This window comes from Leclercia sp. LSNIH1 (assembly GCF_002902985.1).
Classification (GTDB): domain Bacteria; phylum Pseudomonadota; class Gammaproteobacteria; order Enterobacterales; family Enterobacteriaceae; genus Enterobacter.
Genome location: NZ_CP026167.1, coordinates 3,291,631 through 3,318,299, shown reverse-complemented (window position 1 = coordinate 3,318,299; position 26,669 = coordinate 3,291,631). Strand labels below are relative to the sequence as shown.

General features: G+C 57.0%; 21 protein-coding genes. 12 read left to right on the top strand and 9 right to left on the bottom strand.

Going from position 1 to position 26,669, the window contains the following annotated elements:
* Positions 1–113 precede the first annotated feature (113 nt).
* From fdnG to fdnI, 3 genes are read left to right on the top strand one after another with little or no spacing between them, the layout of a single operon-like run.
* The gene (gene fdnG, locus C2U54_RS16530; RefSeq protein WP_103179629.1) at positions 114–3,161 is read left to right on the top strand and encodes a formate dehydrogenase-N subunit alpha; all 3,048 of its coding nucleotides are present in this window, start codon (positions 114–116) and stop codon (positions 3,159–3,161) included.
* 11 nt (positions 3,162–3,172) lie between these two features.
* Complete coding sequence (gene fdxH / locus C2U54_RS16525) at positions 3,173–4,057, top strand: formate dehydrogenase subunit beta (protein ID WP_103179628.1); 885 nt, start codon at positions 3,173–3,175, stop codon at positions 4,055–4,057.
* Complete coding sequence (fdnI, locus tag C2U54_RS16520; RefSeq protein ID WP_103179627.1) at positions 4,050–4,706, top strand: formate dehydrogenase-N subunit gamma; 657 nt, start codon at positions 4,050–4,052, stop codon at positions 4,704–4,706. Before fdxH ends, fdnI begins: the two co-directional genes overlap by 8 nt.
* Positions 4,707–4,948: 242 nt before the next feature.
* Here the strand turns inward: fdnI and ppk2 are convergent, their stop codons facing one another.
* Positions 4,949–5,767 (bottom strand): polyphosphate kinase 2, encoded by an 819-nt coding sequence (gene ppk2, locus C2U54_RS16515; protein ID WP_103179626.1) that lies wholly within the window; start codon positions 5,765–5,767, stop codon positions 4,949–4,951.
* Between the two features lie 200 nt (positions 5,768–5,967).
* On the opposite strand from ppk2, the gene araJ reads away from it, so the two are divergent.
* Positions 5,968–7,143 carry an MFS transporter AraJ gene (gene araJ, locus C2U54_RS16510; RefSeq protein ID WP_103179625.1) on the top strand — a complete coding sequence of 392 codons (1,176 nt, stop codon included), beginning with the start codon at positions 5,968–5,970 and terminating at the stop codon, positions 7,141–7,143.
* 108 nt (positions 7,144–7,251) lie between these two features.
* Here the strand turns inward: araJ and C2U54_RS16505 are convergent, their stop codons facing one another.
* The 3 genes from C2U54_RS16505 to adhP form a co-directional block, all read right to left on the bottom strand.
* Positions 7,252–7,851: an NAD(P)H-dependent oxidoreductase gene (locus tag C2U54_RS16505; protein WP_103179624.1), complete on the bottom strand. Its 600-nt coding sequence runs from the start codon at positions 7,849–7,851 to the stop codon at positions 7,252–7,254.
* A gap of 74 nt (positions 7,852–7,925) precedes the next feature.
* Positions 7,926–8,519: a TetR/AcrR family transcriptional regulator gene (locus C2U54_RS16500; RefSeq protein ID WP_103179623.1), complete on the bottom strand. Its 594-nt coding sequence runs from the start codon at positions 8,517–8,519 to the stop codon at positions 7,926–7,928.
* 242 nt (positions 8,520–8,761) lie between these two features.
* Entirely contained in the window at positions 8,762–9,772 is a 1,011-nt protein-coding gene (adhP, locus tag C2U54_RS16495) for an alcohol dehydrogenase AdhP (protein ID WP_103179622.1), read from the bottom strand.
* Between the two features lie 268 nt (positions 9,773–10,040).
* Between adhP and C2U54_RS16490 the strand changes: the two genes are divergently transcribed.
* Positions 10,041–10,640 (top strand): inorganic diphosphatase, encoded by a 600-nt coding sequence (locus C2U54_RS16490; protein WP_103179621.1) that lies wholly within the window; start codon positions 10,041–10,043, stop codon positions 10,638–10,640.
* Positions 10,641–10,676: 36 nt separating this feature from the next.
* Here the strand turns inward: C2U54_RS16490 and C2U54_RS16485 are convergent, their stop codons facing one another.
* Complete coding sequence (locus tag C2U54_RS16485; RefSeq protein WP_103179620.1) at positions 10,677–12,386, bottom strand: ABC-F family ATP-binding cassette domain-containing protein; 1,710 nt, start codon at positions 12,384–12,386, stop codon at positions 10,677–10,679.
* A gap of 349 nt (positions 12,387–12,735) precedes the next feature.
* Here C2U54_RS16485 and C2U54_RS16480 point away from each other — a divergent pair, with 349 nt between their 5' ends.
* Positions 12,736–13,938 carry an MFS transporter gene (locus tag C2U54_RS16480; RefSeq protein WP_103179619.1) on the top strand — a complete coding sequence of 401 codons (1,203 nt, stop codon included), beginning with the start codon at positions 12,736–12,738 and terminating at the stop codon, positions 13,936–13,938.
* 52 nt (positions 13,939–13,990) lie between these two features.
* On the opposite strand, the gene C2U54_RS16475 is transcribed toward C2U54_RS16480, so the two are convergent.
* The 3 genes from C2U54_RS16475 to bdm form a co-directional block, all read right to left on the bottom strand.
* Positions 13,991–15,688 (bottom strand): NAD-dependent malic enzyme, encoded by a 1,698-nt coding sequence (locus tag C2U54_RS16475; RefSeq protein ID WP_103179618.1) that lies wholly within the window; start codon positions 15,686–15,688, stop codon positions 13,991–13,993.
* A gap of 177 nt (positions 15,689–15,865) precedes the next feature.
* Positions 15,866–16,003 carry a stationary-phase-induced ribosome-associated protein gene (sra, locus tag C2U54_RS16470; RefSeq protein ID WP_103179617.1) on the bottom strand — a complete coding sequence of 46 codons (138 nt, stop codon included), beginning with the start codon at positions 16,001–16,003 and terminating at the stop codon, positions 15,866–15,868.
* Positions 16,004–16,083: 80 nt separating this feature from the next.
* Positions 16,084–16,299, bottom strand: coding sequence for a biofilm-dependent modulation protein (gene bdm / locus C2U54_RS16465; RefSeq protein WP_103181083.1), 216 nt, complete (start codon positions 16,297–16,299; stop codon positions 16,084–16,086).
* Positions 16,300–16,663: 364 nt separating this feature from the next.
* Between bdm and C2U54_RS16460 the strand changes: the two genes are divergently transcribed.
* Positions 16,664–17,092, top strand: coding sequence for an OsmC family protein (locus C2U54_RS16460; RefSeq protein WP_103179616.1), 429 nt, complete (start codon positions 16,664–16,666; stop codon positions 17,090–17,092).
* A gap of 25 nt (positions 17,093–17,117) precedes the next feature.
* On the opposite strand, the gene C2U54_RS16455 is transcribed toward C2U54_RS16460, so the two are convergent.
* A complete protein-coding gene (locus C2U54_RS16455; protein WP_103179615.1) occupies positions 17,118–18,023 on the bottom strand; it encodes a LysR family transcriptional regulator in 906 nt (301 codons plus the stop codon).
* Between the two features lie 125 nt (positions 18,024–18,148).
* Between C2U54_RS16455 and C2U54_RS16450 the strand changes: the two genes are divergently transcribed.
* The 5 genes from C2U54_RS16450 (at position 18,149) to treY (ending at position 26,661) form a co-directional block, all read left to right on the top strand.
* Complete coding sequence (locus C2U54_RS16450; protein WP_103179614.1) at positions 18,149–18,898, top strand: SDR family oxidoreductase; 750 nt, start codon at positions 18,149–18,151, stop codon at positions 18,896–18,898.
* Between the two features lie 217 nt (positions 18,899–19,115).
* The gene (locus C2U54_RS16445) at positions 19,116–20,348 is read left to right on the top strand and encodes a diguanylate phosphodiesterase (protein ID WP_103179613.1); all 1,233 of its coding nucleotides are present in this window, start codon (positions 19,116–19,118) and stop codon (positions 20,346–20,348) included.
* A gap of 198 nt (positions 20,349–20,546) precedes the next feature.
* A complete protein-coding gene (locus tag C2U54_RS16440; RefSeq protein ID WP_103179612.1) occupies positions 20,547–22,097 on the top strand; it encodes a methyl-accepting chemotaxis protein in 1,551 nt (516 codons plus the stop codon).
* Positions 22,098–22,360: 263 nt separating this feature from the next.
* Complete coding sequence (gene treZ, locus C2U54_RS16435) at positions 22,361–24,145, top strand: malto-oligosyltrehalose trehalohydrolase (RefSeq protein ID WP_103179611.1); 1,785 nt, start codon at positions 22,361–22,363, stop codon at positions 24,143–24,145.
* The gene (gene treY / locus C2U54_RS16430) at positions 24,145–26,661 is read left to right on the top strand and encodes a malto-oligosyltrehalose synthase (RefSeq protein WP_103179610.1); all 2,517 of its coding nucleotides are present in this window, start codon (positions 24,145–24,147) and stop codon (positions 26,659–26,661) included. Before treZ ends, treY begins: the two co-directional genes overlap by 1 nt.
* Positions 26,662–26,669: the final 8 nt, after the last annotated feature.

Below are 26,669 nucleotides of genomic sequence, written 5' to 3'. Positions count from 1 at the left end.
CAGCGCTGACTATTAAGAGGGCGAAGATCGGCGATATTGATTTGCCGCAAAAAAAACAGGGGCTTTGCTGTTAGTTTTCTGCCGGATTTCTCAATGATCTAACGAGGACAACGATGGACGTCAGTCGCAGACAGTTTTTTAAAATCTGCGCGGGCGGTATGGCCGGGACAACAGTAGCCGCTCTGGGGTTTGCCCCCAAAATGGCGCTGGCTCAGGCGCGCAACTATAAGTTGCTGCGCGCCAAAGAGATCCGCAACACCTGCACATACTGCTCCGTGGGATGCGGGCTATTGATGTATAGCCTGGGTGATGGCGCGAAGAACGCTAAAGCGTCGATTTATCATATTGAAGGCGATGCGGATCATCCGGTCAGCCGCGGGGCACTCTGCCCGAAAGGGGCAGGTCTGCTGGACTATGTTCACAGCGACAACCGTCTGCGTTACCCGGAATACCGCGCGCCGGGCTCCAATAAATGGCAGCGCATCTCCTGGGATGAGGCTTTCACCCGCATTGCAAAATTGATGAAAGCCGACCGCGACGCCAACTTCGTTGAGACGAACGAACAGGGTGTAACGGTCAACCGCTGGCTCTCCACCGGGATGCTCTGCGCCTCGGCGGCGAGCAATGAAACCGGCATGCTGACGCAAAAATTTGTGCGCTCACTCGGCATGCTGGCGGTAGACAACCAGGCGCGCGTCTGACACGGACCAACGGTAGCAAGTCTTGCTCCAACATTTGGTCGCGGTGCGATGACCAACCACTGGGTTGATATCAAAAACGCTAACGTCGTGGTGGTGATGGGCGGTAACGCCGCTGAAGCCCATCCGGTGGGTTTCCGCTGGGCGATGGAAGCGAAAAATAACAACGATGCGACGCTGATCGTCGTCGATCCGCGCTTTACGCGGACGGCATCGGTGGCCGATATCTATGCGCCGATCCGCTCCGGTACGGACATTACGTTCCTCTCCGGCGTGCTGCTGTACCTGATCGAAAACAACAAAATTAACGCCGAGTACGTTAAGCACTACACCAACGCTAATCTGCTGGTGCGGGAAGACTTTGCCTTTGAAGACGGGCTGTTCAGCGGCTATGACGCCGAAAAACGCCAGTACGACAAATCCTCCTGGAACTATCAGTTCGATGAAAACGGCTATGCGAAGCGCGATGAAACCCTGACCGATCCGCGCTGCGTGTGGAACCTGCTGAAGCAGCACGTCTCCCGCTATACGCCGGAGGTGGTGGAGAACATCTGCGGTACGCCGAAAGCGGACTTCCTGAAAGTGTGTGAAGTGCTGGCCTCCACCAGTGCTGCGGACAGAACCACCACATTCCTCTACGCGCTGGGCTGGACGCAGCATACCGTCGGGGCGCAGAACATCCGTACCATGGCGATGATCCAGCTGCTGCTCGGCAACATGGGCATGGCCGGAGGCGGCGTAAACGCATTACGCGGTCACTCTAACATTCAGGGGCTCACCGATCTGGGGCTGCTCTCCACCAGTCTGCCGGGTTATCTGACCCTGCCGTCGGAAAAACAGACCGATCTGCAAACCTATCTGACGGCGAACACCCCAAAAGCGACCCTGCCGGACCAGGTGAACTACTGGAGCAACTATCCGAAGTTCTTCGTCAGCCTGATGAAATCGTTCTACGGCGATGCGGCGCAGGAGGAGAACGACTGGGGCTTTAACTGGCTGCCAAAATGGGACCAGGCTTACGACGTCATCAAGTATTTCAACATGATGGCGAAGGGCAAGGTCACGGGGTACATCTGCCAGGGCTTCAACCCGGTGGCGTCGTTCCCGGACAAAAACAAGATTGTCGCCAGCCTCAGCAAGCTGAAGTACATGGTGGTGATCGATCCGCTGGTGACCGAGACCTCTAACTTCTGGCAGAACCACGGCGAGATGAACGATGTGGATACCGCCTCCATTCAGACCGAGGTGTTCCGCCTGCCGTCTACCTGTTTTGCAGAAGAAGACGGCTCCATCGCCAACTCCGGGCGCTGGTTACAGTGGCACTGGAAGGGGCAGGACGCGCCGGGAGAAGCACGTAACGACGGCGAGATCCTGGCCGGGATTTACCATCGCCTGCGTGAGATGTACCGCACCGAAGGCGGGAAGGGCGTTGAGCCGCTGCTGCGGATGAACTGGCACTACAAACAGCCGGATCACCCGGAATCGGAAGAGGTGGCGAAAGAGAACAACGGCGTTGCACTGGCGGATCTCTATGGCGCCAATGGCGTGCTGATTGCGAAGAAAGGCCAACTGCTGAGCAGCTTTGCTCATCTACGTGATGATGGCACCACGGCATCGTCGTGCTGGATCTATACCGGCAGCTGGACCGAGCAGGGCAACCAGATGGCTAACCGCGATAACGCCGACCCGTCTGGGCTGGGCAATACGCTGGGCTGGGCCTGGGCGTGGCCGCTTAACCGTCGCGTGCTCTATAACCGCGCCTCGGCGGACATCAACGGCAAGCCGTGGGATCCAAAACGGATGCTGATCCAGTGGAACGGCACGAAGTGGACCGGGAACGATATTCCGGACTTCAACACCGCCGCGCCGGGCAGCAACACCGGGCCGTTTATCATGCAGCCGGAGGGGCTGGGACGTCTGTTTGCCATCGACAAGCTGGCGGAAGGGCCATTCCCGGAACACTACGAACCGATGGAAACGCCGCTCGGCACCAACCCGCTGCACCCGAACGTGGTCTCCAGTCCGGTGGTGCGTGTCTATCAGGAAGATGTTGTGCGCATGGGCAAGAAAGACAAGTTCCCGTACGTCGGCACGACCTATCGCCTGACCGAGCATTTCCACACCTGGACCAAGCATGCGCGACTGAACGCCATCGCCCAGCCGGAGCAGTTTGTGGAGATCAGCGAAACCCTGGCGAAGGCCAAAGGGATTGCCAACGGCGATCGCGTTAAGGTCAGCAGCCAGCGCGGGTTCATTCGCGCCGTGGCGGTGGTCACCCGTCGTCTGCAGGCCCTGAACGTTCACGGTCAGCAGGTGGAAACCGTGGGTATTCCGCTGCACTGGGGCTTTGAAGGGGTGGCGCAGAAAGGCTATATCGCCAACACCCTGACGCCATCGGTGGGGGATTCCAACTCGCAAACGCCAGAGTACAAGGCGTTCCTGGTCAACATCGAGAAAGCATAAGGAGCGAATAAATGTCGATGGAAACACAAGACGTCATCAAACGCTCCGCCACTAACGGCTTTACCCCTGCGCCTCGTGCGCGGGATTACAAAGCGGAAGTGGCAAAGCTTATCGATGTCTCCTCCTGCGTGGGCTGCAAAGCCTGCCAGGTGGCCTGTTCCGAGTGGAACGATATCCGCGACGAGGTAGGGCATTGCGTTGGGGTTTACGATAACCCGGCGGATCTGAGCGCCAAATCCTGGACGGTGATGCGCTTTAGCGAAACCGATCAGAACGGCAAGCTGGAGTGGCTGATCCGTAAAGACGGCTGTATGCACTGCGAGGATCCGGGCTGTCTGAAGGCCTGTCCGTCTGCCGGGGCGATCATTCAGTACGCCAACGGCATCGTCGATTTCCAGCAGGATAACTGCATCGGCTGCGGATACTGTATCGCCGGGTGTCCGTTCAACGTGCCGCGCCTCAATAAAGAGGATAACCGGGTCTACAAATGTACCCTGTGCGTGGATCGCGTCAGCGTCGGCCAGGAGCCCGCCTGCGTGAAGACCTGTCCGACCGGGGCCATCCACTTCGGCACCAAGAAGGAGATGCTGGAGGTGGCGCAGCAGCGGGTCGATAAGCTGAAAGCGCGCGGCTATCCCAACGCGGGCATTTACAACCCGCAAGGGGTGGGCGGGACGCACGTGATGTATGTTCTGCACCATCTCGACCAGCCGGAGCTGTATCACAACCTGCCGAAGGACCCGGCGATCGATACCTCCATCAATCTCTGGAAAGGGGCGCTGAAGCCGCTCTCTGCGGCGGGCTTTATCGCCACCTTTGCCGGGTTGATTTATCACTACGTGGGTATCGGGCCGAATAAAGAGGTGGATGACGATGAGGAGGAACATCATGACTAAATCGAAAATGATTGTGCGCACGAAGTTTGTCGACCGCGCCTGTCACTGGACGGTGGTGATCTGTTTCTTCCTGGTGTCATTGTCGGGGATTTCGTTCTTCTTCCCAACCCTGCAATGGCTGACGGAGACCTTCGGCACCCCGCAGATGGGCCGTATTCTGCATCCGTTCTTCGGGGTGCTGATCTTCGTGGCGCTGATGTTTATGTTTGTGCGTTTTGTGCATCACAACATCCCGGACAAGCAGGATATTCCCTGGCTGAAGGGTATTGTTGAGGTGCTGAAGGGCAACGAGCATAAAGTTGCGCGAGTGGGTAAATACAATGCCGGGCAGAAGATGATGTTCTGGACCATCATGAGCATGATTTTTGTGCTGCTGGTGACCGGCGTCATTATCTGGCGTCCGTACTTTGCCCAGTATTTCCCGATGCAGGTGGTGCGCTATAGCCTGCTGATCCATGCGACCTCGGCCATTATTTTGATCCACGCCATTCTGATCCATATGTATATGGCGTTCTGGGTCAAAGGCTCGATTAAAGGGATGATCGAAGGGAAGGTGAGCCGCCGCTGGGCGCAGAAACACCATCCCCGTTGGTATCGTGATGTGGAGCGTATGGAAGCGCAAAAAGATGTGAGTGAAGGGATGAAGTAAGGTGCTCTGTTGCCCGGCGGCGCTGCGCTTGCACGGGCCTACGGGGAAGAACCCCGCTCCGGACGGTGTTTCGGAGCGGGTTTAATGCTCCTTACCGGCGTTCTTTTCCTTAATACTTGTTTCCATGAGTTAGTTCTTCTTTACGGGCAATGTCATATCCATCCCGAAAAATAAAGACAATATCGCTTCGCCTGGTAATAGTTAAATGGCACTCTCCCGATAAATAACCGGGAGGCCGATACTCAGAACTTCTCTTTAATATAACGGAACGGATAAGCGGTCGGCTTAATTTTGCCAATTTTTCGTTTCGGTAATTTCACCGGTTCTTCTGGAATATCTTTATAGGGAATCTGCGACAGCAGATGCGAGATAATATTCAGCCGCACGCGCTTTTTATCTTCGGAGCGGGCGACAAACCACGGGGCCCATGCGGTGTCGGTGGCGGCGAACATCGCATCGCGCGCTTCGGTGTATTCATCCCAGCGGGTGAAGGATTTAATGTCCATTGGGGAGAGCTTCCAGGTTTTCCGCCCGTCGTTAATGCGGTCGCGCAGACGACGCTCCTGCTCTTTAGGCGTCACTTCCAGCCAGTATTTAATGAGAATAATGCCCGCATCGACCATCGCTTTTTCAATGATGGGCGCACCGTCGAGGAATTTCTCTACCTGCTCTTCCGTACAGAACCCCATTACCCGTTCCACCCCCGCGCGGTTGTACCAGCTGCGGTCGAAAATCACGATTTCCCCGGCCGAGGGAAGATGCGGGACGTAGCGCTGGAAGTAGAGCTGGCTTTTCTCTTTTTCCGTCGGGGCGGGCAGCGCCACCACCCGGAATACGCGCGGGCTGACGCGCTCTGTCAGGGCTTTGATCGTGCCCCCTTTACCGGCGCCGTCGCGGCCTTCAAAAACGACGCACACCTTCAGGCCCTTACTCACCACCCAGCGCTGAAGCTTTACCAGCTCCTCATGCAGGCGATGCAGCTCTTTTTCATACTCCTTGCGTTTAAGGGGGGCGGGAGGCGTGTTAGTCGCAACGGGTTTGCTTTTCTTTTTATCTGCCATGATGCGTTCCTTTCAGGGATTCTGCCGGGACGGAGTGACATAACACTTTGAAGTGTAATCACCGACAGGGGGATTGGTGGAAAATATTCACACCCCACCCGAAATAATGGATGAAGCTGCCAGCGGCGCGATTTGAACTGGCTCACCATACAAGATTGTTCAATAATGTCTGTCGCAATTTTTTAACAAGTGGCTGTGGTATGAAAAAGACGGTGTTTTCGTTAGCGCTTGGCACGTTCGGTCTGGGGATGGCCGAATTTGGCATTATGGGTGTATTAACCGAGCTGGCGCGGGATGTGGGCATTACCATTCCCTCTGCCGGGAATATGATCTCATTTTATGCCTTCGGGGTAGTGATTGGCGCGCCGATTATCGCGCTCTTTTCCAGCAAGTTTTCGCTTAAAACCATTCTGTTGTTTCTGGTAACACTCTGTCTGATCGGCAATGCGATTTTTACTTTCTCCAGCTCATACACCATGCTGGCGATCGGACGGCTGGTCTCCGGCTTTCCACACGGTGCGTTCTTCGGCGTCGGCACCATTCTTCTCTCCCGCATTGCGCCCCCGGGCAAAGTGACGCTGGCGGTAGCGGGGATGATTGCCGGGATGACGGTCGCCAATCTTGCCGGCGTACCGCTTGGCACCTGGCTTGGGCACCAGTTCAGCTGGCGCTATACCTTCTTTCTGATTGCTGCATTCAATCTGCTGGTGCTGCTCTCTGTCGCCCTGTGGGTGCCGCAAACGTTCGATAAGACGCAGACCCGTCTACGGGAGCAGTTTCTCTTTCTGAAAAAGCCGGAGCCCTGGTTTATCTTTGCCGCCACCATGTTCGGCAACGCTGGGGTCTTCGCCTGGTTCAGCTTCGTTAAGCCGTTCATGATCAACGTGTCGGGCTTTTCCGAAGGGGTCATGACCGCGATCATGATGCTGATGGGGCTCGGCATGGTGCTGGGGAATCTCTTTAGCGGCAAACTGTCCGGGCGCTACAGCCCGCTGCGGATTGCAGCCTTCACCGAGCTGGTCATTGTTCTCTCCCTGCTGCTGCTGTTTGCCTTCGGTGCATTCCCTGCGGCCTCGCTGGTGATGGGCTTTATCTGCTGTGCCGGGCTGTTTGCGTTGTCGGCACCGTTGCAGATCCTCCTTCTGCAGAATGCGCAGGGCGGGGAGATGCTCGGTGCGGCAGGCGGGCAGGTGGCGTTTAATCTCGGTAGCGCCATTGGGGCTTACTTTGGCGGGATGATGATTACCCTGGGCTATAGCTGGAGTTACGTCACATTACCGGCGGCGCTGCTTTCATTCTGCGCCATGTCGTCGCTATTGATTTATGGCCGTCTGAAATCGCGGCGGGGAGAGGCTAACGCACAGGCGATAGCCTAAGCAACGTGCGCGCAGCTGCCCGGCGGCGCTGCGCTTGCACGGGCCTACGTTTTCCCCGGTCTGGCTTTTGTAGGCCGGGGAAGCGAAGCGCCACCCGGCAAAAAGCATTCACATCACGCTTTCGAGGTTTTTCAGGAAATCTTCAACCTGCTCTGACGAGGCAGTGTCTGCCTCGTAAAGAATATCCAGCGTGACATCCTTCAGGCCGCAAAAACCGAAAACGCCTTCAACCAACTGGGTTCGTATCGCCGTCGAATATCCGTGTTTATCAAAGCCCTTGAGATCGCTGCCCGCCGTCGCGACAAGGCGTACCGGTACATCACGTAAGTTACCCACAATCCGACCATCTTCCCCCACCTTGTACGCCCAGTTCAGGGTGAGTACCCGATCAAACCAGCCTTTCAGCAGACCCGGAACGGACCACCAGTAGATCGGGAAGACAAACACCAGCATATCTGCCCGCTCCACGCGCTGTTGTTCACGCCGGATATCGGCAGGCGGGGCGCTGGTCTCCCGGTGATACAGCGCAAGATCGGGACGCAGCATTGCCGGTGTAAAGGCTTCAGCGTGGAGATCGGCAATCTCGACCTGCGTACCTTGTTCACGTAAGCGGGCGGCAATTCGCGCCGCCAGTGTGTGGGATAACGAATTTTCGACAGGATGAGCCGTCACGATCAGCGCATTATCTATGACATGTGTTACAGACATAACCACCTCAGCACGCAGTTAACCTGTCACTTATCTTACTATTGGTAACTTACATGTCAATCCGGCAACACCACTCATTTTGTGCTGTCGGCACAGGTGTTCAGTACGCCAAACATCGCGCCGCAGAGCATATCTTCTGCGACGTTACGGGCCAGTGCCCCGTTGCTCGCGGCGGTACTAAGCGCCTCCGCCGCACCGATAATGGCCGTTAGCGCCGCTTCACCCTGCACCCCTTTCAGGGTGATATAGGGGGAGAGCGCCATGCGCAGGCAGTCTGCACATTCGGCAACGCAGGCTTCCCGAAATGTCAGCAGCGCCCGGGAGCCGGACAGGGCAGCAGCGATAGGGCCTGTCTCTGGCCCGGCGCTGATGGCGCAATCAATATAGGCGGCACTGAAAAAACTGACGGTGTTTTCCAGCGTTTTATTGTCGACATTCAGCGTTTCACGGAATTTTTTTAACTGCCGATCGCTGTAATCCTGATACAGCGCCATCAACAACCCTTCACGATCGCCGAAGTGATCGTAGGGAATGGGCTTGGTGACGTTTGCCCGCTCGGCCAGATAGCCCAGCGTCAGTGCCTCGGTGCCTTGCTGGCGTACGATCCCACGTGCCACTTCCAGCAACTGTACCCGTCGATCCTCTTTTCTTAACCGTTTAACGACCATATTGTCCTCGCGCCAGTGCCTACTAAAGGTAGTTTACACGGTTTATTCGCGAGGCTGTATGCTTTGCAATAATATCGCCGTCTCGTTGCTCCATACCAAATGGTTCCCTGGGTTAACATCAAACGGTTAACGCTCGCGAGGACCGCGGCGGCAGGATATGTTTCATATTACGGTGCAGAAGTGGATAGCGGGGTGTTGTGGCCGTAGGCCCGGCAAGCGAAGCGCCGCCGGGCATGCGAGAGTTATGACCGGAAATCAATCACCATACGGCCACGGATCTGGCCTTGCTCCATCTCTTTAAAGATGGCGTTGATATCCCCCAGCGGACGCAGCGCCACTTTCGGCACCACTTTGCCTTCGGCGGCGAACTGGAAGGCTTCGGTCAGATCCTGACGGGTGCCCACCAGCGAGCCCACCACCTGAATGCCATCCAGTACCAGACGTGGAATATCAAGGCTCATTGACTCCGGCGGCAGGCCAACGGCCACCACGCGACCACCGGCACGAACGGCATCTACCGCCGAGTTAAAGGCCACTTTCGCCACCGCCGTTACCACCGCAGCGTGGGCGCCGCCGGTTTTTTCCTGGATGAATTTCGCGGCATCCTCCGTGCGGGAGTTAACCACCAGATCGGCGCCCATGCTCTCGGCCAGTTTCAGCTGTTCATCATTGATATCAACCGCAATCACTTTGGCGTTGAACACATTTTTGGCGTACTGCAGCGCAAGGTTCCCCAGCCCGCCGAGGCCATAGATAGCGATCCACTGGCCAGGCTTAATCTCAGAGACTTTTACCGCTTTATAGGTGGTTACCCCGGCGCAGGTGATACTGCTGGCGGCGGCGGAGTCCAAGCCGTCCGGCACTTTTACCGCATAATCGGCGGTGACGATGCACTCTTCCGCCATCCCACCGTCTACAGAGTAACCGGCGTTCTTCACGTTTCGGCACAGGGTTTCGTTACCGGAGTTACAGTATTCGCAGTGGCCACAGCCTTCGAAAAACCACGCCACACTTGCGCGATCGCCCGGTTTGAGCGAGGTGACGCCCGGGCCAATCTCTTGTACCACACCAATGCCTTCATGCCCGAGGATCACCCCGGTTTTATCCCCAAAATCGCCGTTTTTGACGTGAAGATCGGTATGGCAGACGCCGCAGCAGTCCATCTTCAGCAGCGCTTCCCCATGTTTCAGCGGGCGCAGGGTTTTCTCGGTCACTTCTACCTGATGGTCTTTGGTCACGACAGCAGCTTTCATATGTTTCTCCATTTTCATATTGCGGATCTGCGGGGCAGGTTCGACAGAACGAAATACCCATTAAGGATTAGGTTATTTAATGATTGTGACAAGGCCATAGCAACATAATGTAATAATTTAATTGATTTTGTGCGGCCTGGGGTCGCGCAAAATGAGTAATGGGCATAATAATAGAGTGGTTATTATTTCTGCAGTAAATGTGTAATGTTTCTGACATAACCAGACCGTAAGGTGTTGTCTTCTCAATAACCGAAGAGTTAAAAAGACAATGCATCTGGTAAAAAAACTTCTCGCAGTGAGCGTTCTTTTGTCCGCTTCCGTACAGGCGCAAAACATCCTCGAATTCCCTCAGCCTGACAACAACCCGGAAGAGTTCTACGCCGTCACCGAAATTCCGGCGGGCGGGATCATTAAGTATGAAACCGACGCCAAAACCGGCTTTATCATCGCCGACCGTTTCCAGTCGATGCCGGTGGCTTACCCGGCAAACTACGGCTCGCTGACCCAGTCGCTGGCGGGGGATGGCGATCCGCTGGATGTGATTTTCTACACCCGCGCGCCGATGGCCCCGGGCACCCTGATTAAACTCCGCGCCATTGGCGTGCTGAAGATGATCGATGGCGGCGAGAAAGACGATAAAATTGTGGCGGTGCCAGCCAGCAAAATTGACCCGACCTATGACGACATCAAAGAGTTGATCGATCTGCCGAAGATTGAGCAGCAGCGTCTGGAGTCGTTCTTCCGCGTCTACAAGCAGTTGCCGGAAGGGCGCAAGTCGGTGGAACTGAACGGCTTTAACGATGCCGCCACCGCGAAGCAGGAGATCAAACAGGCATGGGATGCCTGGAAAAACCGTCAGCCGAAGTAAAAATTGCCCGGCGGCGGCTACCCGCCGGGCGATCTCCTACAGCTGCGCCGTCAGCGCGGCAATCTCCTCCAGCCACTGCGCCTGAAGCTGCGGCTTCTGATGTTTAGGCTTACGCAGCCGATCTTCTTCCAGCAGTCTTTCCAGCATTATCAGCCGCTCCAACAGATCGTCAGCGGGTTCAGCCTGGCTGACGGACAGGGTAGCGGGGACCGGTTGGGCTTGTAATCCGCTCTCCTCACGCAGCCGGGCAAACACCGCGTCGGCATCGTGCCATTCGCTGAGTTTGCCCTTTTCAATCAGCCAGAAACGGTTACAGCTCTGACTGATTAACTGCCGATCGTGGCTGACCAGCAGCACGCCGCCTTCAAACTGTTGTAGCGTCTCCGCCAGCGCCTCTTTGCCTTCCATATCCAGATGGTTGGTTGGCTCATCAAGCATCAGCAGACTGAAGCGGGCCAGCGTCAGGCCAATAAAGAGCAGGCGCGAACGCTCTCCGCCGCTGAGGGTGCTGACCTTTTGTCCGTGGCGCGCCCAGGCGAACCCGGCGGAGATCAGCGCCATCTTGCGATCCTGGATGTTCGGTGCGAAGGGCTCCAGAGCATCAATCAGCGTGGCGTCATCCGCCAGCTGATGCAGGGTCTGGTCGTAATAGCCCAGCGTCACGCGCGGATGGATAGTCAATCCGGCGTGGCTTGCACTGGCGATAATCTGCTGCCAGATAAGCCGCATTAACGAGGATTTACCGCAGCCGTTACGCCCGACAATGGCGACCCGATCGCCGCTTTTTAAGCGGACGTTTTCTACCGAGAAGAGCGTCGGCAGCCCTGGAGCAGGCGCCACACCCAGCCTGTCGATCTCCAGCAGACGGTCGGCCCGCAGGGCATCGCCGCGCAGGGTTAAGGTCCAGGGGCTGCCCGAGGTCAGCGCCGTCTGGCTCTCCTTCAGCCGCTCTACCTGGCGCTCCATCTGTTTGGCTTTGCGAGCCAGATCTTCGTTGTCGTAGACCTTGCCCCAGGTCGCCAGCCGTTTCGCGCTGGCGGTGACCCGGTCGATCTCCTTTTGTTCCGCTTTATGGCGCAGGGCGTCGCTCTCGTCTTTCTCTGCCAGCGCCTGACGCGCGCGGGTGCAGGGAAGGGCGAAGTAGTGCAGCGTTTTGTCGCGCAGGATCCAACTGCCGTTGGTAACGGCATCCAGGAGCTGTCTGTCGTGAGACACCAGCACAAAGCTGCCGGACCAGCGCTGGAGGAACTGTTCCAGCCACAGCAGCGTAGGCAGATCCAGGTGGTTGCTGGGTTCATCGAGCAGGAGCAGATCCGGCTCGCTAATCAGCGCTCGCGCCAGCAGCAGACGGGTATGCTGGCCGCCGCTGAGGGTCGCCGAGGGCAACGCCATATCGTCCGGGGTAAAACCCATGCTCGCCAGCAGCGTTTCTGCCCGCCAGCGCAGGCTTTCACGCTCGGCTACCGGCAGCTGCGCCAGCACCGCATCCAGCATGGTTAACGGATAGATCGTCTCCGGAAGATGCTGTTCCACCCGCGCCATCAGGCAGTGGCCGGCCAGCGCCACCGTGCCGGAAAGCGGCGTTTCGGTGCCATCGAGGATCTTCAGCAGGGTACTTTTGCCGCAGCCGTTATCGCCCAGCAGACCAATGCGGTCGCCTTTTTTCAGGCTAAAGGTGAGGTCGTTAAACAGCGTGTCAAAGGCGGTATCAACACGGAGAGAAAGTGCAGTCAGTAATGTGCTCATTTGCTTACTCAAGAGTTACAGGCATGGAAATGCCTCGTCAATCAACGCTGACGATAACCCGGTAAGCCCGAGAGAAGGGATGTCTTAGGTGTCTTCGCTCAAGCCGAAGTTATCGCAGCACGAAACCGATAACGCTTGAGCAGGTGCGATCACCAAGGTGGAATGAAATATCAAAGATTTCATTGCACAGCATAATTAGCCTCCTTTTTATTCAGTGGGTTGATGGATGAAGCGAGTGTAGCGGGGAAGGTGTCTTTCAGCAAGGAATGTTAGTTGGTTGCATTTTAAAACCACATCATCTAGCCTTTATTTGGTTTTATTTTAAAACCAATTGAGAGGATGTGAGAGCATGAAAGTGGAAATGACGTTATCGACAGGGGAGGCGAAACCTGCGGGTCTGTCGCGTAGCCTGGTATGGCTCTTCGCGATCGCCAGCGGAATGAGCGTGGCGAATGTCTATTTCGCGCAACCGCTGCTGGATGCGCTGGCGCAGGATTTTGCTATCAGCCAGGCGGCGGTCGGCGGCGTTGTCACTGCTACCCAGGCCGGTTGTGCGCTGGCGCTGCTCTTTCTGGTGCCGTTGGGCGACGGGCTGGATCGCCGTCGATTGATGATGATCCAGCTTCTGGCACTGGTGGCCGCGCTGGTGGCGGTGGGGATGGCACAATCCGCGCCTGTGCTGCTGACGGCGATGCTAGCTGTCGGCCTGCTCGGTACGGCGATGACCCAGGGGTTGATCGCTTATGCGGCGAATGCGGCTGCGTCTCACGAGCAGGGGCGTGTGGTGGGGGCGGCGCAGGGCGGAGTGTTTATTGGTTTACTGCTGGCGAGGGTTTTCGCCGGGAGCGTGAGTGATCTCGCGGGCTGGCGCGGGGTCTATTTCTGCGCAGCGGGCCTGATGCTAATGCTTGCGATCCCCCTGCTGCGAGGGCTACCTGCCACACCCGCGGTTAGCGGTACGCTCAGCTATCCGCGTCTGCTCGCCTCAATGGTGACGCTGCTTCGTCAGGAAAAGGTCTTACAGGTCAGGGGCATTCTGGCGCTGCTGATGTTTGCAGCGTTCAACATTTTCTGGAGCGCGTTGGTATTGCCCCTGAGCGCGCCACCCTTTAATTTCTCCCATACCGCCGTTGGCGCGTTTGGGCTGGTTGGGGTAATTGGTGCCCTTGCCGCAGCGCGGGCCGGGCAGTGGGCCGACCGGGGACTGGCGCAACGCACCAGCGCGATGGCGCTTCTGGCGCTGCTGCTTGCCTGGTGGCCGCTGTCGCTGATGGAGGTGTCGCTGTGGGCGCTGGTGATCGGCATCGTGTTGCTCGATCTGGGCGGTCAGGCATTGCATGTCACCAATCAGAGCCTGATCTTTCGCACCCGGCCAGAGGCGCACAGTCGGCTGGTTGGCCTCTATATGCTGTTTTACGCCGTCGGCAGCGGGCTGGGGGCGATTGGCACCACTTTTATCTGGGCTCATCTGGGCTGGCAGGGGGTCTGTTTGCTGGGGGCGATGGTCAGCCTGCTGGCGCTGGTGTTCTGGTGGGTGACGCGGGGCAGGTAAGGTGCGGTCGGTTCGCCGGGCAAGCGTAAGCGCCGCCCGGCGATGCAGGAGGTTAGATCGAAGTCCGACGGTAGCTGCGGTATTCCGGCTTCCAGAAGTTCTCGTCAATCGCCTGCTGCAGGGCGTCAGCAGAGGTTTTCACCGCCACCCCTTGCTGCTGCGCCATCTTACCCACCGCAAAAGCGATCGCTTTCGACACCACGTGAATATCCTTCAGTTCCGGCAGAACCAGCCCTTCACCGTTATTGACCAGCGGAGAGTGCTTCGCCAGGGTTTCGCTGGCGGACATCAGCATCTCATCGGTGATGCGCGAGGCACCCGAGGCGATAACGCCAAGGCCAATCCCCGGGAAGATATAGGAGTTGTTGCACTGGGCGATGGGGTAGATTTTGTCCTTCCAGACCACTGGCGCAAACGGGCTGCCGGTGGCGACCAGCGCATTGCCTTCGGTCCAGGCGATGATGTCCTGCGGGGTGGCTTCCACGCGGGAGGTCGGGTTCGACAGCGGCATCACGATTGGGCGGGCGCAGTATTTATGCATCTCGCGGATGATCTCTTCCGTGAAGAGCCCGGTCTGGCCGGAAACGCCGATCAGAATGTCCGGCTTCACGTTGCGGACCACATCCAGCAGTGAAAGCACTTCGTTATCGGTATCCCAGTTTTTGAGGTTCTCGCGCTTTTGCACCAGTTTGGTCTGGAACGGCAACAGGTTCGGCATGGCGTCGGTGAGCAGGCCGAAGCGGTCGACCATAAAGACGCGGGAACGCGCCAGCTCTTCGCTGAGCCCTTCGCGCTGGGTCTGGGCGATGATCTGCTCGGCGATGCCGCACCCGGCGGAACCGGCGCCGAGGAAGACGATCTTCTGGTAGCTAAGCTGGTTGCCCGCCGCGCGGCTGGCCGCAATCAGCGTGCCGACCGTTACCGCTGCGGTGCCCTGAATATCATCATTAAAGGAGCAGATTTCGTCGCGATAGCGATTCAGCAGCGGCATGGCGTTTTTTTGGGCGAAATCTTCAAATTGAAGCAATACGTCCGGCCAGCGGTGTTTTACCGCCTGGATGAAATCATCCACGAACTGATAGTACTCGTCGTCGGTGATGCGCGGGTGGCGCCAGCCCATATAGAGCGGATCGTTGAGCAACTGCTGGTTATTGGTACCCACATCCAGTACCACCGGCAGGGTGTAGGCCGGGCTGATGCCGCCGCAGGCGGTGTAGAGCGACAGCTTACCGATCGGAATGCCCATTCCGCCGATCCCCTGGTCGCCGAGTCCCAGAATACGTTCCCCGTCGGTTACGACGATCACTTTGATGTTATGGTTGGAGACGTTCTGCAGAATGTCATCCATGTTGTGACGGTTCTGATAGGAGATAAACACGCCCCGTGAGCGGCGATAGATTTCCGAGAAACGTTCGCAGGCGGCGCCGACGGTTGGGGTGTAGATCACCGGCATCATCTCGTCGAGATGGTTTTGCACCAGGCGGTAGAAGAGGGTTTCGTTGGTGTCCTGGATATTGCGCAGGTAGATATGTTTATCGATCTCGGTTTTGAATCCCTGGTACTGGATCCACGCGCGTTCGGCCTGTTCTTCAATGGTTTCGACCACTTCCGGCAGCAGGCCCAGCAGGTTGAAGTTGCTGCGCTCTTCCATGCTGAAGGCGCTGCCCTTGTTCAGGAGGGGAAACTCCAGCAGTACCGGACCGGCGTAAGGAATATAGAGGGAGCGATTTTTTTTGGCTTTGTTGTCCATGTTACTCACTTAATTTTTTGGAAATCCGTCCCTGGCACTGGTGTTGATCATTGTCGCTGTCGTGCCCGCAGGGGATGTCAGGCGCATAGTATAGAGGAGGTGAATGTTAAAAACTGCAACATACAAATAAAAACACCATCGGTTTTGCCGATGGTGTCGGGGATCTTTAGGGAGAACTTACTTTGGTTGCTGGCGTTTTCTGCCGGTGGCGTGGGTGACCTGCGTTTCGCTGCCTCCCTCAATGACCACTTTGCGCTGGTTAGACACCTTGTAGTTCATTCCCAGAATATGGCGTGCCTGACGGTTCGATTTCATATTGACTCCTCCATCCTGTTGATAGTGATAAGGTGATCGAAATATAACCCTTAAGGTTGCCTCTCCAGCATAGCAGGTTTTCAGAAACTGGTGTGCTGGCCGCTTACGACGTAGTTAATGGTTTGCTGGTAGATATCACTGAGGATGTCATTGTCTGAGGCTTCTACCCACTTTGTCAGTTCCATTAAAATGTCATCTTCAGTGACCGCGCCCATTTCAGCGCGTAAACCCTGTGCGATAGCGTTAACCAGTTCCGGCTGTGCGGATGTCGTATTTGCAGAATAATAATTAAACATGTTGCCTCCGTGTCGTTTTCTGTTTAATGGTCCGGCTCGCAAAAACATCGTGATATTCAGAATGACAAATATTTTTGCCGCTGTGTTTAAGAATCCTCTCAGAAATATTGCTGTCATAAAATCATGCTTTTTCATGATCTTAGAAAATAGAATATATTCTTTAGACTCCTTAAAAATAATCCTGTGTCAGTTGGCCCCGAATTAAATATTATTGAAGACAGATTTAAATTACACGGAAAAATCCTGGTTGCAATAGTCATAACCTCTCCGACTTCACAGATTAATCCTGATATATCACACTTTCGGGCTCTCTCTTCAGCGTGGTCTATACTGAAGGCTTTGTAAGCCAACAAGGAGAGCAAGAATGACAATTCATAAGCACGGTTCAGCACACTGGTCTGGTGATATTAAACGCGGCAAGGGGACGGTTTCGACTGAGAGCGGCGTTCTTAATCAGCAACCTTACGGCTTCAATACCCGCTTTGAAGGGGAAAAAGGCACCAACCCGGAAGAGTTGATTGGTGCTGCGCATGCGGCCTGTTTCTCTATGGCCCTGTCGTTGATGCTGGGTGAGGCGGGCTATACTGCGGATTCCATTGATACCAATGCAGATGTCTCTCTGGATAAAACCGACAGCGGTTTTACCATCAGCAAAGTCGCTCTGCAGAGCAAAGTAACCGTTCCGGGCATCGACCCGCAGCAGTTTGACGGCATTATCCAGAAAGCGAAAGCGGGATGCCCGGTTTCACAGCTGCTGAAAGCGGAAATCACCCTCGACTATCAGCTGAACTGATTGTCTTGCCGGGCGTTGCGCCCGGCTATCCCTTGACCGCGGCGGGAAAGACCTCCGCCAGCCACGCGATAAATACCCTCAGACGATGCGTCATATGCCGGTTTTGCGGATAAACCACGTAAAACGGGTAGTGCGGCGGACGCCACCTGTCGAGGATCTCTACCAGCGTGCCCGCTTCCAGCAGTGCGCCTGCTGAGTAACGAAACGTCTGTATTATACCCATCCCGGCCACCGCTGCCGCCACATGACCGTTGCTCTCGTTCACCCCTATATGATGCACCAGGTTAATGTCGCGGATCTCATTCTCATGGGTAAAGCGAAACGGCACGGCGCGTCCGGTTACTGGCGACAGATAACTTACCAGCTTATGGCCGTTGCGCAGCTCCTCCGGATAAGCGGGGGGCCCGTACTGCTTCAGATAGCCCGGTGTGGCACAGGTGACCATCTCTGCATTGCCAATATGCCGGGCAATAAGCGAAGAGTCCTCCAGCGCGCCGCCGCGGATAACGCAGTCCACGTTGCCGCTGATCAGATCCACTGGCCGGTCAGCCACGCCAAGATCGATACGGATAGCGGGGTAGCGGCGTATAAAATCCGGCAGCGCAGGGATCAGCACGTCTCGCGCCGTAGAGCCGCCCACGTCGATGCGGAGGTGCCCCTGGGGCTGCTGTTTCGCCTGGCTGAAAGAGGTGTCTATCTCTTCGATATCAATCAGCACCCGGCGGGCTTTTACGTAATAGTCCTGGCCCTCTGGCGTCGCCGTCACCCGGCGGGTTGTGCGTTGCAGCAGCCGCACGTCCAGATGGGCCTCCAGCGCTTTCACCAGCTTGCTGAGGCTGGCGATGGGCATATTCAGTGAGTCCGCCGCCCGGGTAAAGCTGCCGGTTTCTACCACGCGCGTAAAGGCGCGCATGGCCTGTAATTGATCCATAGAGGGGCGCTCCGCCACAGAGATTATTCCCACAGGGAAAAAGTGATTTCCATTTTTGCTAATTTTTCACTAATGCCGCAAGGGCTACAGTGCTTCCACACCAACAATGTGGAAGGAAAAGCAAAATGAACACAGCATTAACAGATAAAATCGCACTCGTCACCGGCGGCACCAGCGGCATCGGTCTGGCAACGGCAAAAGAGCTGCAAGCCCAGGGGGCGAAGGTCTATATCACCGGTCGCCGCCAGGCGGAGCTGGACAACGCCATCGCCACCCTCGGCGGGCAGGTCACCGGCATTCGCGCCGACGCCTCCGTACTCGCCGATCTTGATACCGTTTATGCCCAAATCGCCGAACAGTCCGGGCGGCTGGATGTGCTGTTCGCGAACGCCGGCGGGGGCGATATGCTGCCTCTGGGGGCGATAACCGAAGAACAGTTCGACCGCATTTTTGCCACCAACGTCCGCGGCGTACTGTTTACCGTTCAAAAAGCGCTGCCGCTGCTGACCGACAAAGCCTCGGTGATCCTGACCGGCTCCACGGTCTCCATTAAAGGTACCGCTAACTTCAGCGTCTATAGCGCCAGCAAGGCGGCGGTAAGAAACTTCGCCCGCTCCTGGGCGCTGGATTTGCAGGGGCGCGGTATCCGGGTGAACGTGGTCAGCCCGGGCCCGATTAAAACCCCGGGGCTGGGAGAACTGGTGCCAGAAGATCAGCGGCAGGGGCTGTTTGATGCCTTAGCCGCTACGGTACCGATGGGGCGTATTGGCGAGCCGGAAGAGGTGGGGAAAGCGGTGGCGTTCCTCGCCTCCGATGCCGCCAGCTTCATCAACGCCGTCGAGCTGTTTGTGGACGGCGGGATGGCGCAAATCTGACGCAAACAGGACTGACTGAACGTGCCGCGGACGGCATGTCTGTCTGCAACAACAAGGATGTTTCTCTACTTTATGGCACCAATAAGCATTCACACTGATTATTTTTGAGCCGAATCGATCTTTTCTGAATATATCCTCGTAATACTATTAGGCCACGAATGTAATTTATGCTAAACAATAGCTTAAAAGCCCTAACATTCGACCAGGAACACTAGCTGTGCTGACGACTCTTATTTATAAAAGCCAGTTAAATCCATCCTGCCAATCATTATCTCTTATTTTACTTGTTGAAAAAGCCAGGCAGCGGAATTCCGCCCTGGATGTGACGGGCATTTTGCTGTTTAACGGCGTCGGCTTTTTGCAGATCCTTGAAGGATCGGAAGAGGTCATTGAAAAACTGTTTTGTAAGATCCGTAGCGACAAACGCCATCACAGCGTGGTAGAGCTGATGCGCGATTATGGCCCGCACAGACGCTTCGAAAATGTCGGCATGCTACTCTTCGACCTGCTGGTTGATAGCCAGAAATCGGTGCTCTCATCGGTGCTGCGCTACAGCAAGCTGGACTACTATCTGGCAGCGCAGGATCGGGTGTTCAAGTTTATTCAGTCGTTTATTACCCGGGAACAGCCCACCCGCGACCGGACGGTCTTCCTGCCGGAGAGATGGAGACTGGCCCCGGAGCATGCCCCGTTTGGGCAAGGCATCAACGCGCTCATCGAAAATCAGGTCTGCCAGTTTGCCCTGCAACCCATTATTGAACCCACCGAGGGGAAAATCTCCTCGCTGGAGGCGTTAATTCGCGGTAACGACGGAGGAAGTCCGGAACGCTTCTTTAGCGCCATCGATCAGGACAAAATGTACGAAGTGGATCTCCAGACGAAGGCATATGCTTTTGCCCTGGCGGAGAAAATCGGCATCGGCAATCATAAAATCGCCGTCAATCTGCTGCCGATGTCGCTGGTGAATGTCCCTGGTGCTGTTGATTTTCTGATGGACCAGATCCTCATCCACGGCCTGCAGCCGGAGCAGGTGGTGATTGAAGTCACCGAAAACGAAATGATCTCCGGGTTCAACCAGTTTAACAGCGCCATTAAGCAGCTTCGGGCGGCAGGTATTGGCCTGGCGATCGATGATTTTGGCTCCGGGTATGCCGGGCTGTCGCTGTTAACCCGTTTCCAGCCGGATAAGCTCAAAATCGACCGTGAGATTGTCAGCGACATCCATTTGAGCGGCCCGAAGCAGGCAATTGTGAAGTCGATTATCAGCTGCTGTACAGACCTTGAAATTGCGCTGGTGGCCGAGGGCATTGAGAAGATCGACGAGTGGTGCTGGCTGGAGTCGGCTGGCATTAAGCGTTTTCAGGGCTTTCTCTTCTCCCGGCCAAAATTAAACGGGGTAGGAGAGATCCACTGGCCGCAGTTGTCCAGCACACCTTTCCTGAGCGATTAAATATTCAGCAATAAGGATTGGGTAAATAGTTGAATATTTACAATGCTTCGCAGGTTAAATTATTAGCAAATATTTTGTAATGCAGTGATTTTAATAAATTTAATGTTTTTTCGGCTTTTTTATTAATAAATAACTTTAACTCAATGTTAATTTTGCGCTGCCGATAATACCTCAGACCGTATTGTTTCTGAGGTATTTATGTCATTAAAAAAGTCGTCTCTTGCCATCCTGCTTGCCCTGCTGTTTTTCTTTGTCGCCAGTGCCGCAACTAACGTCTGGCTGGCCATTAAAAGCAACAACTCCCTGGATAACGTGAATAAAGAGATTCAGGTGGTGTTATCCATTATCGATCCCATTAACCATAGCCGTACCCTGCGCGTGCGGGTTATGGAGTATATGAAACAGGTGGAAAGTGGCGACACCACCGGTCTCGATGAGAAGCTGGCCTCCGTTAAGCTGGCTCTGACCAAAGCCGATGGCGCCTTCGCCGCGTTTAATGACGCCCCCCGCCTGGCGGACGAAGCGCCGCTGGTGAAAAACTATAATGACGGCTGGCTGGCCTACCGCGATCGTGGCCTGGTGCCGATGATTGAGGCGGCTTCCGCCCATGACAAGGCAAAGTTTGATGCGCTGATCCCGCAGATTTCTGGCCTCGACCGTCAGTACGAAATTGTCCTCGATCAGGTGCTGTCGGTGCACCAGAAATACGCGAAACAGTTAAATGATGATGCGCGGACGCAGTTTTCATCCGGCTTAACCATCATTATTGCTTTTGCCGCCCTGTTTGTGGTGGTCATTGTCGGGGTGAGCGTGCTGATGAAGCGGTTTGTCTTCGCGCCGATTCATCTTGCCCGTGAGCACTGCAGCCAGATCGCCGCCGGTAAATTAACGGAAGCGGTACCGCAGAAAACCGGATCGAACAATGAGATCGACCTGCTGATGGGCTCGATGGAGGAGATGCGTCTGGCCCTGCTGGATACCGTCTCTCAGGTACGTGCCGCCTGCCATACCGTTAACCACGCCTCGCAGGAGATTGCCTCCGGCAATATCGACCTGGCTTCCCGCACCGAGCAGCAGGCTGCCGCCCTGACGGAAACGGCCGCCAGCATGGAGCAGCTGAGCGCGACGGTTGCCAATAATACCGAGAACGTCAACCAGGCAGGTAAGCTGGTGCAGGATGCGGTAAACAACGCCCGTACCGGGGAGGCCGTGACCCGCGAGGTGATCGAAACCATGAACACCATCGCCGCCAACTCTCAGCGCATCGAAGATATCACCAGCGTCATTAACAGCATCGCCTTCCAGACCAACATTCTGGCGCTGAATGCCGCCGTTGAAGCGGCGCGCGCCGGAACTCAGGGGCGTGGATTTGCGGTGGTGGCGACTGAAGTGCGCACTCTGGCGCAGAAAAGCGCCGTGGCGGCGAAGGATATTGAGAACCTCATCGCCCAGTCGGTTTCCAGCGTGAAAAACGGTTCGCAGCTGGTGAATCGCTCGGGTGAGGTCATTCATGCCATCATCACCTCGGTGAACAAAGTCAACGCGCTGATGGAGCAGATTCAGGTGGCGTCCGAAGAGCAGAGCCGCGGCATTGGTCAGGTAGGGCAGGCCGTGACCGAAATGGATGGCGTGACCCAGCAGAACGCCGCGCTGGTGCAGGAGTCTGCGGCGGCAGCGGCTTCGCTGGAAGAGCAAGCCAGACACCTCACCCAAAGTATTGCCAGCTTCCGCCTTCCGGAACCAGCATAAGGCAATGTCTGATTGCCCGGCAGCGCTGCGCTTGCCGGGCCTGCAGTTTTATCGTTCGTAGGCCGGGTAAGGCGCAGCCGCCACCCGGCGATACCCTGACCACACCTTTTCCTGCCGCTTCGTCGTGACCCATCTCACATTAATTTCCTGGTCTATGCTTGATGTGCATGCGCGGCGGATTGCCGCCGCACTTTCTCTTTTTCCCTCTGCGTAACGATAAACGTTAAGCACCCTGAGGAACACGGGTCAAACGAGGTGGTGGAATGACAGCTAAATCTATTACGTATTGGGGTTGTGAACACATTGATGCTAACACGGTTCGCTTCCATCTATGGGCCAGCGGTCAGGAGCAGGTCTCCCTGCGCCTCAACGACGAAACGCTGGCGATGCACCCGACCGGTGACGGCGGATTCGAACTGACGGTTGACTACGTCAAACCCGGTTCACCCTACAGTTATATTCTGGCAGACGGCACTGCGGTGCCGGATCCCGCCTCCCGCGCCCAGCAAGGGGATGTCAACGGTCCTTCGCTGGTGTGCGATCCCGACAGCTATGTCTGGCGCAACACTGAATGGCAGGGCCGACGCTGGGAAGAGAGCGTGGTCTATGAGCTGCATATCGGTACCTTTACCCCGGAAGGCACCTTCCGCGCGGCAGCCGACAAGCTGCCGTATCTGGCCTCGCTGGGCATCACAATGATTGAACTGATGCCCGTATCGCAGGCCGGAGGCAATCGCAACTGGGGCTATGACGGAGTGCTGCTCTATGCCCCGCACAGCGCCTACGGTACGCCAGATGAGCTGAAAGCCTTTGTGGATACCGCTCACGGACTGGGACTGTCGGTGGAGCTGGATATTGTGCTGAACCATTTTGGTCCGGAGGGAAACTACCTCCCGCGCCTCTCCCCGGACTTTTTCCATCCGGAGCGAATGACCCCCTGGGGAAATGGCATCGCCTACGATGTGGCCCCCGTGCGCCAGTTTATGATCGGCGTGCCGCTATACTGGCTGGAGGCGTTCCGCTTCGATGGATTGCGCTTCGACGCCATCGATCACATTGCAGATTCGTCTGAAAAACATATCCTGGTTGAAATTGCTGAACGCATCCGGGCGCAGATAACCGATCGCCCGATCCATCTCACCACCGAAGACAACCGCAACATTATCTCGTTGCATCCTTACGGTGAGGATGGCTCCCCGTCGCTTTATACCGCCGAATGGAATGACGATCTGCACAATGCCATTCACGTCCTGGCCAGCGGGGAAACCCACGCCTGGTACAGGGACTTTGCGCATCAGCCGGAAAAATGGGTCGCCCGGGCGCTGGCGGAAGGGTTTGCCTATCAGGGCGAAATCACTCCCCGGGACCGGGAGCCACGCGGGGTTAAAAGCATCGACCAGCCGCCGGTGGCCTTTGTCGACTTTATCCAGAATCACGACCAGGTGGGTAACCGGGCGCAGGGGGATCGTCTGCTCTCCCTTATCGGGGAGGATCGCACCCGGGTGCTGCTGGCCGCGCTGCTGCTGTCGCCGCATATCCCGCTCATGTTTATGGGCGAGGAGTTCGGCGAAACCCGGCCATTCCTTTTCTTTACCGATTTTCACGGTGATCTTGCGCGGGCGGTACGGGAAGGACGGGCGAAGGAGTTCGCCGACCATGCCAGCCACCAGGAGGAGGGCGTGCCCGATCCGAATGCGCTGGAGACCTTTACACGATCGAAACTCGACTGGGACAAAGTTAACCAGCCGGAGGGGGAAAGCTGGTTGAGCTTTACCCGTCACCTGTTGCAGCTGCGTCAGCAGGTGATTGTGCCGCTGCTGGCAACCGCCCGCAACGGTGGGGGCAAGGTGCTGGACCTGGCACCCGGCTGCGTGGCAGTCACCTGGACGTTTCCACGGGGAACCCTGTCGCTGGTGTTTAACGTCGGCGGCCATACGGAGGCGTTGCCCGATCTGCCGGGTGAAACCCTCTTTGCCTGGCCTGAGATCCATACCGAATTACGGCCCGACACCCTTATTGTCCGCTTTGCCCCTGGAGAACCAACCTGATGATCCCCACAGCGACCTGGCGTATCCAGTTTCGTAATGGCATGACGTTCGATCGTGCCGCCAGTCTGGTGCCCTATCTGCAACAACTTGGCATCAGCCATCTGTATGCCTCGCCGATTTTTACCGCTGCCCGTGATTCGACCCACGGTTATGACGTGACCGACGCCAATGAGATCGACCCGGCCATTGGTGGCCGCGCCGGATTTGAACGGCTGGTCAGTGCCCTTAAGGCGGCTGGCCTGGGGCTGATTCTCGATATCGTCCCGAACCATATGTCCACCTCGCTGGAAAACGCCTGGTGGCGTGATGTGATTGAACATGGCGAGAAGAGCCGCTATGCCCGTCACTTTGATATCGACTGGTCCCGCCGCCTGACGCTGCCGTTTCTGGGCGATGACTTTGACGTGGTACTGGCAAACGGGGAGATCAGCATCCAGCGCGATCCCAACACCGGTAAACCGGCGCTGGCCGTTTATGACAACTTCTATCCGCTCACCCCGGAGAGCTGGATGGGGCGCGAGGAAGAGGTTCTGAACCTGCGCGAGCCTGAGGCGATTGCACGCCTGCATGACCAGCAGCCGTGGCGGCTCAGCAGCTGGCGCGACGCCCCGCGGGATCTCTCCTGGCGGCGCTTCTTCGAGATCACCGGTCTGGTGGGTGTGCGCGTTGAGGACGACGCGGTCTTTGATGACAGCCATGCCCTGATCCTGGCCCTGGTGCGGTCGGGGGCGGTGGACGGGCTGCGCATCGATCATGTGGATGGTCTGGCCGACCCGCGCGCTTACCTGCAACGTTTGCGGCAGGAGGCGGGAGCCGATTGCTACATCACGGTAGAGAAGATCCTCAGTAAAGGGGAGAACCTCCCCGCAGACTGGCCCATCTCCGGCACGACCGGGTATGAATTCATCGCCTCGCTCTCGGAAGTGCTGGTGGATGACGACAAAATCGACAGCCTGCGTCAGGCTTACGACGCGGTGGTGGGTAGCCCGGTGGACATGCACGCTGAACTGCGTGCGGCGCGCCTGCTGATGGTGGATCGCAATTTCGCCGGGGAGTTCTCCACGCTGCTGACGCTGGCCAAAAAACTGGCGCAGGTGGAGGGCGTGGCGATTGATGAAGAGCTGCTGCGCCTGGCGCTGCGGGAGCTGCTGGTGGCCTTCCCGGTCTATCGCACCTATGGCACCGCGCAGGGGATGTCCGGCGCGGATATCCGGCTGCTACAAAACGTGCTGACCCACGTTAACGCCGACCCGGACGCGCTCACGCTGTTGACCCGTATCCTGACCGGCGAGGTCAGCGATGAGGCCCGCGATACCGCCAGCCAGTTCCGCACCCGTTTCCAGCAGCTGACCGGGCCGCTGATGGCGAAATCCGTTGAAGACACGCTCTTTTTCCGCCAGCACATGGATCTGGCGCTTAACGAAGTCGGGGCCGAACCGGTGCCGCGCGCCTTCTCACTGACACGTTTCCATACCGAAATGACGGCGCGGCGTGAACGCCAGCCGGATGCGCTCTCGGGCACCTCAACCCACGACACCAAGCGCGGGGAAGATGCCCGCGCCCGGCTCTATACCCTGACCGAAGCGCCGCAGGTATGGGCCGAGTGCGTGGCCCGCTGGCAGCAACTCAATCAGACCCATGTCCGCTTTCTGAACGATGGCACCGCGCCGCGAGCCGCTGACACCTGGATGTTATATCAGGCGCTGGCGGGGGTCTGGCCACCCGCACTCGATCCCCAGGATGCGGCGGGTCTGAATGCGCTGGAAGCGCGCTTCCTGGCTTTTGTGGAGAAAGCGCTGCGCGAGGCCAAGCTGCGTACCGACTGGGTAGACAGCAACGAAGCCTATGAGACGGTGGTGCTGGAGTATGCCCGCCATCTGCTCTCGCCGGACAATCAGGATTTTCTGCGCGACTTCAGCACCTCGTTACGCCCGTTTATCCGCGCCGGGCTGGTAAACAGCCTGAGCCAGACGGTGATCAAACTGACCGCTCCGGGCGTACCGGATGTTTATCAGGGCAGCGAGGGGCTTAACTTTAGCCTCGTCGACCCGGATAACCGCCGCGAGCCGGATTTCGCGCAGCTCAGCCAGCAGCTCAACAGCGCCGATCTGCATACTGCCTCCCGTGAGGCGAGCTGGCTCGACGGCCAGCTTAAGGTGTATGTCACCAGCACGCTGCTGAATCTGCGCCAGCGTAAACCGGCGCTGTTCCGCTTGGGCAGCTATGTCGCGTTGCTGACCCGGGGGGAAAGGGCGGACAAAGCTATCGCCTTTGCCCGCGTGGATGACGACGACGTATTGATCGTGGTCGCCCCACGGCTGGCGTTTGCCAGCGCCGCACAGACGTTTCCACTGACCGGCGCGGCACTGTGGGGCGATACGGAGGTTGTCTTGCCTGCTGAACTGGCCGGGCGTCGCTATCAGGACTGTTTCAGCGGTGAAATCGTTATACCGGGCGAAAGCCTGAAGTTACATGATGCACAGGATTGCTGGCGGGTGTTACTGGCCTGCGGCTAATAATGATG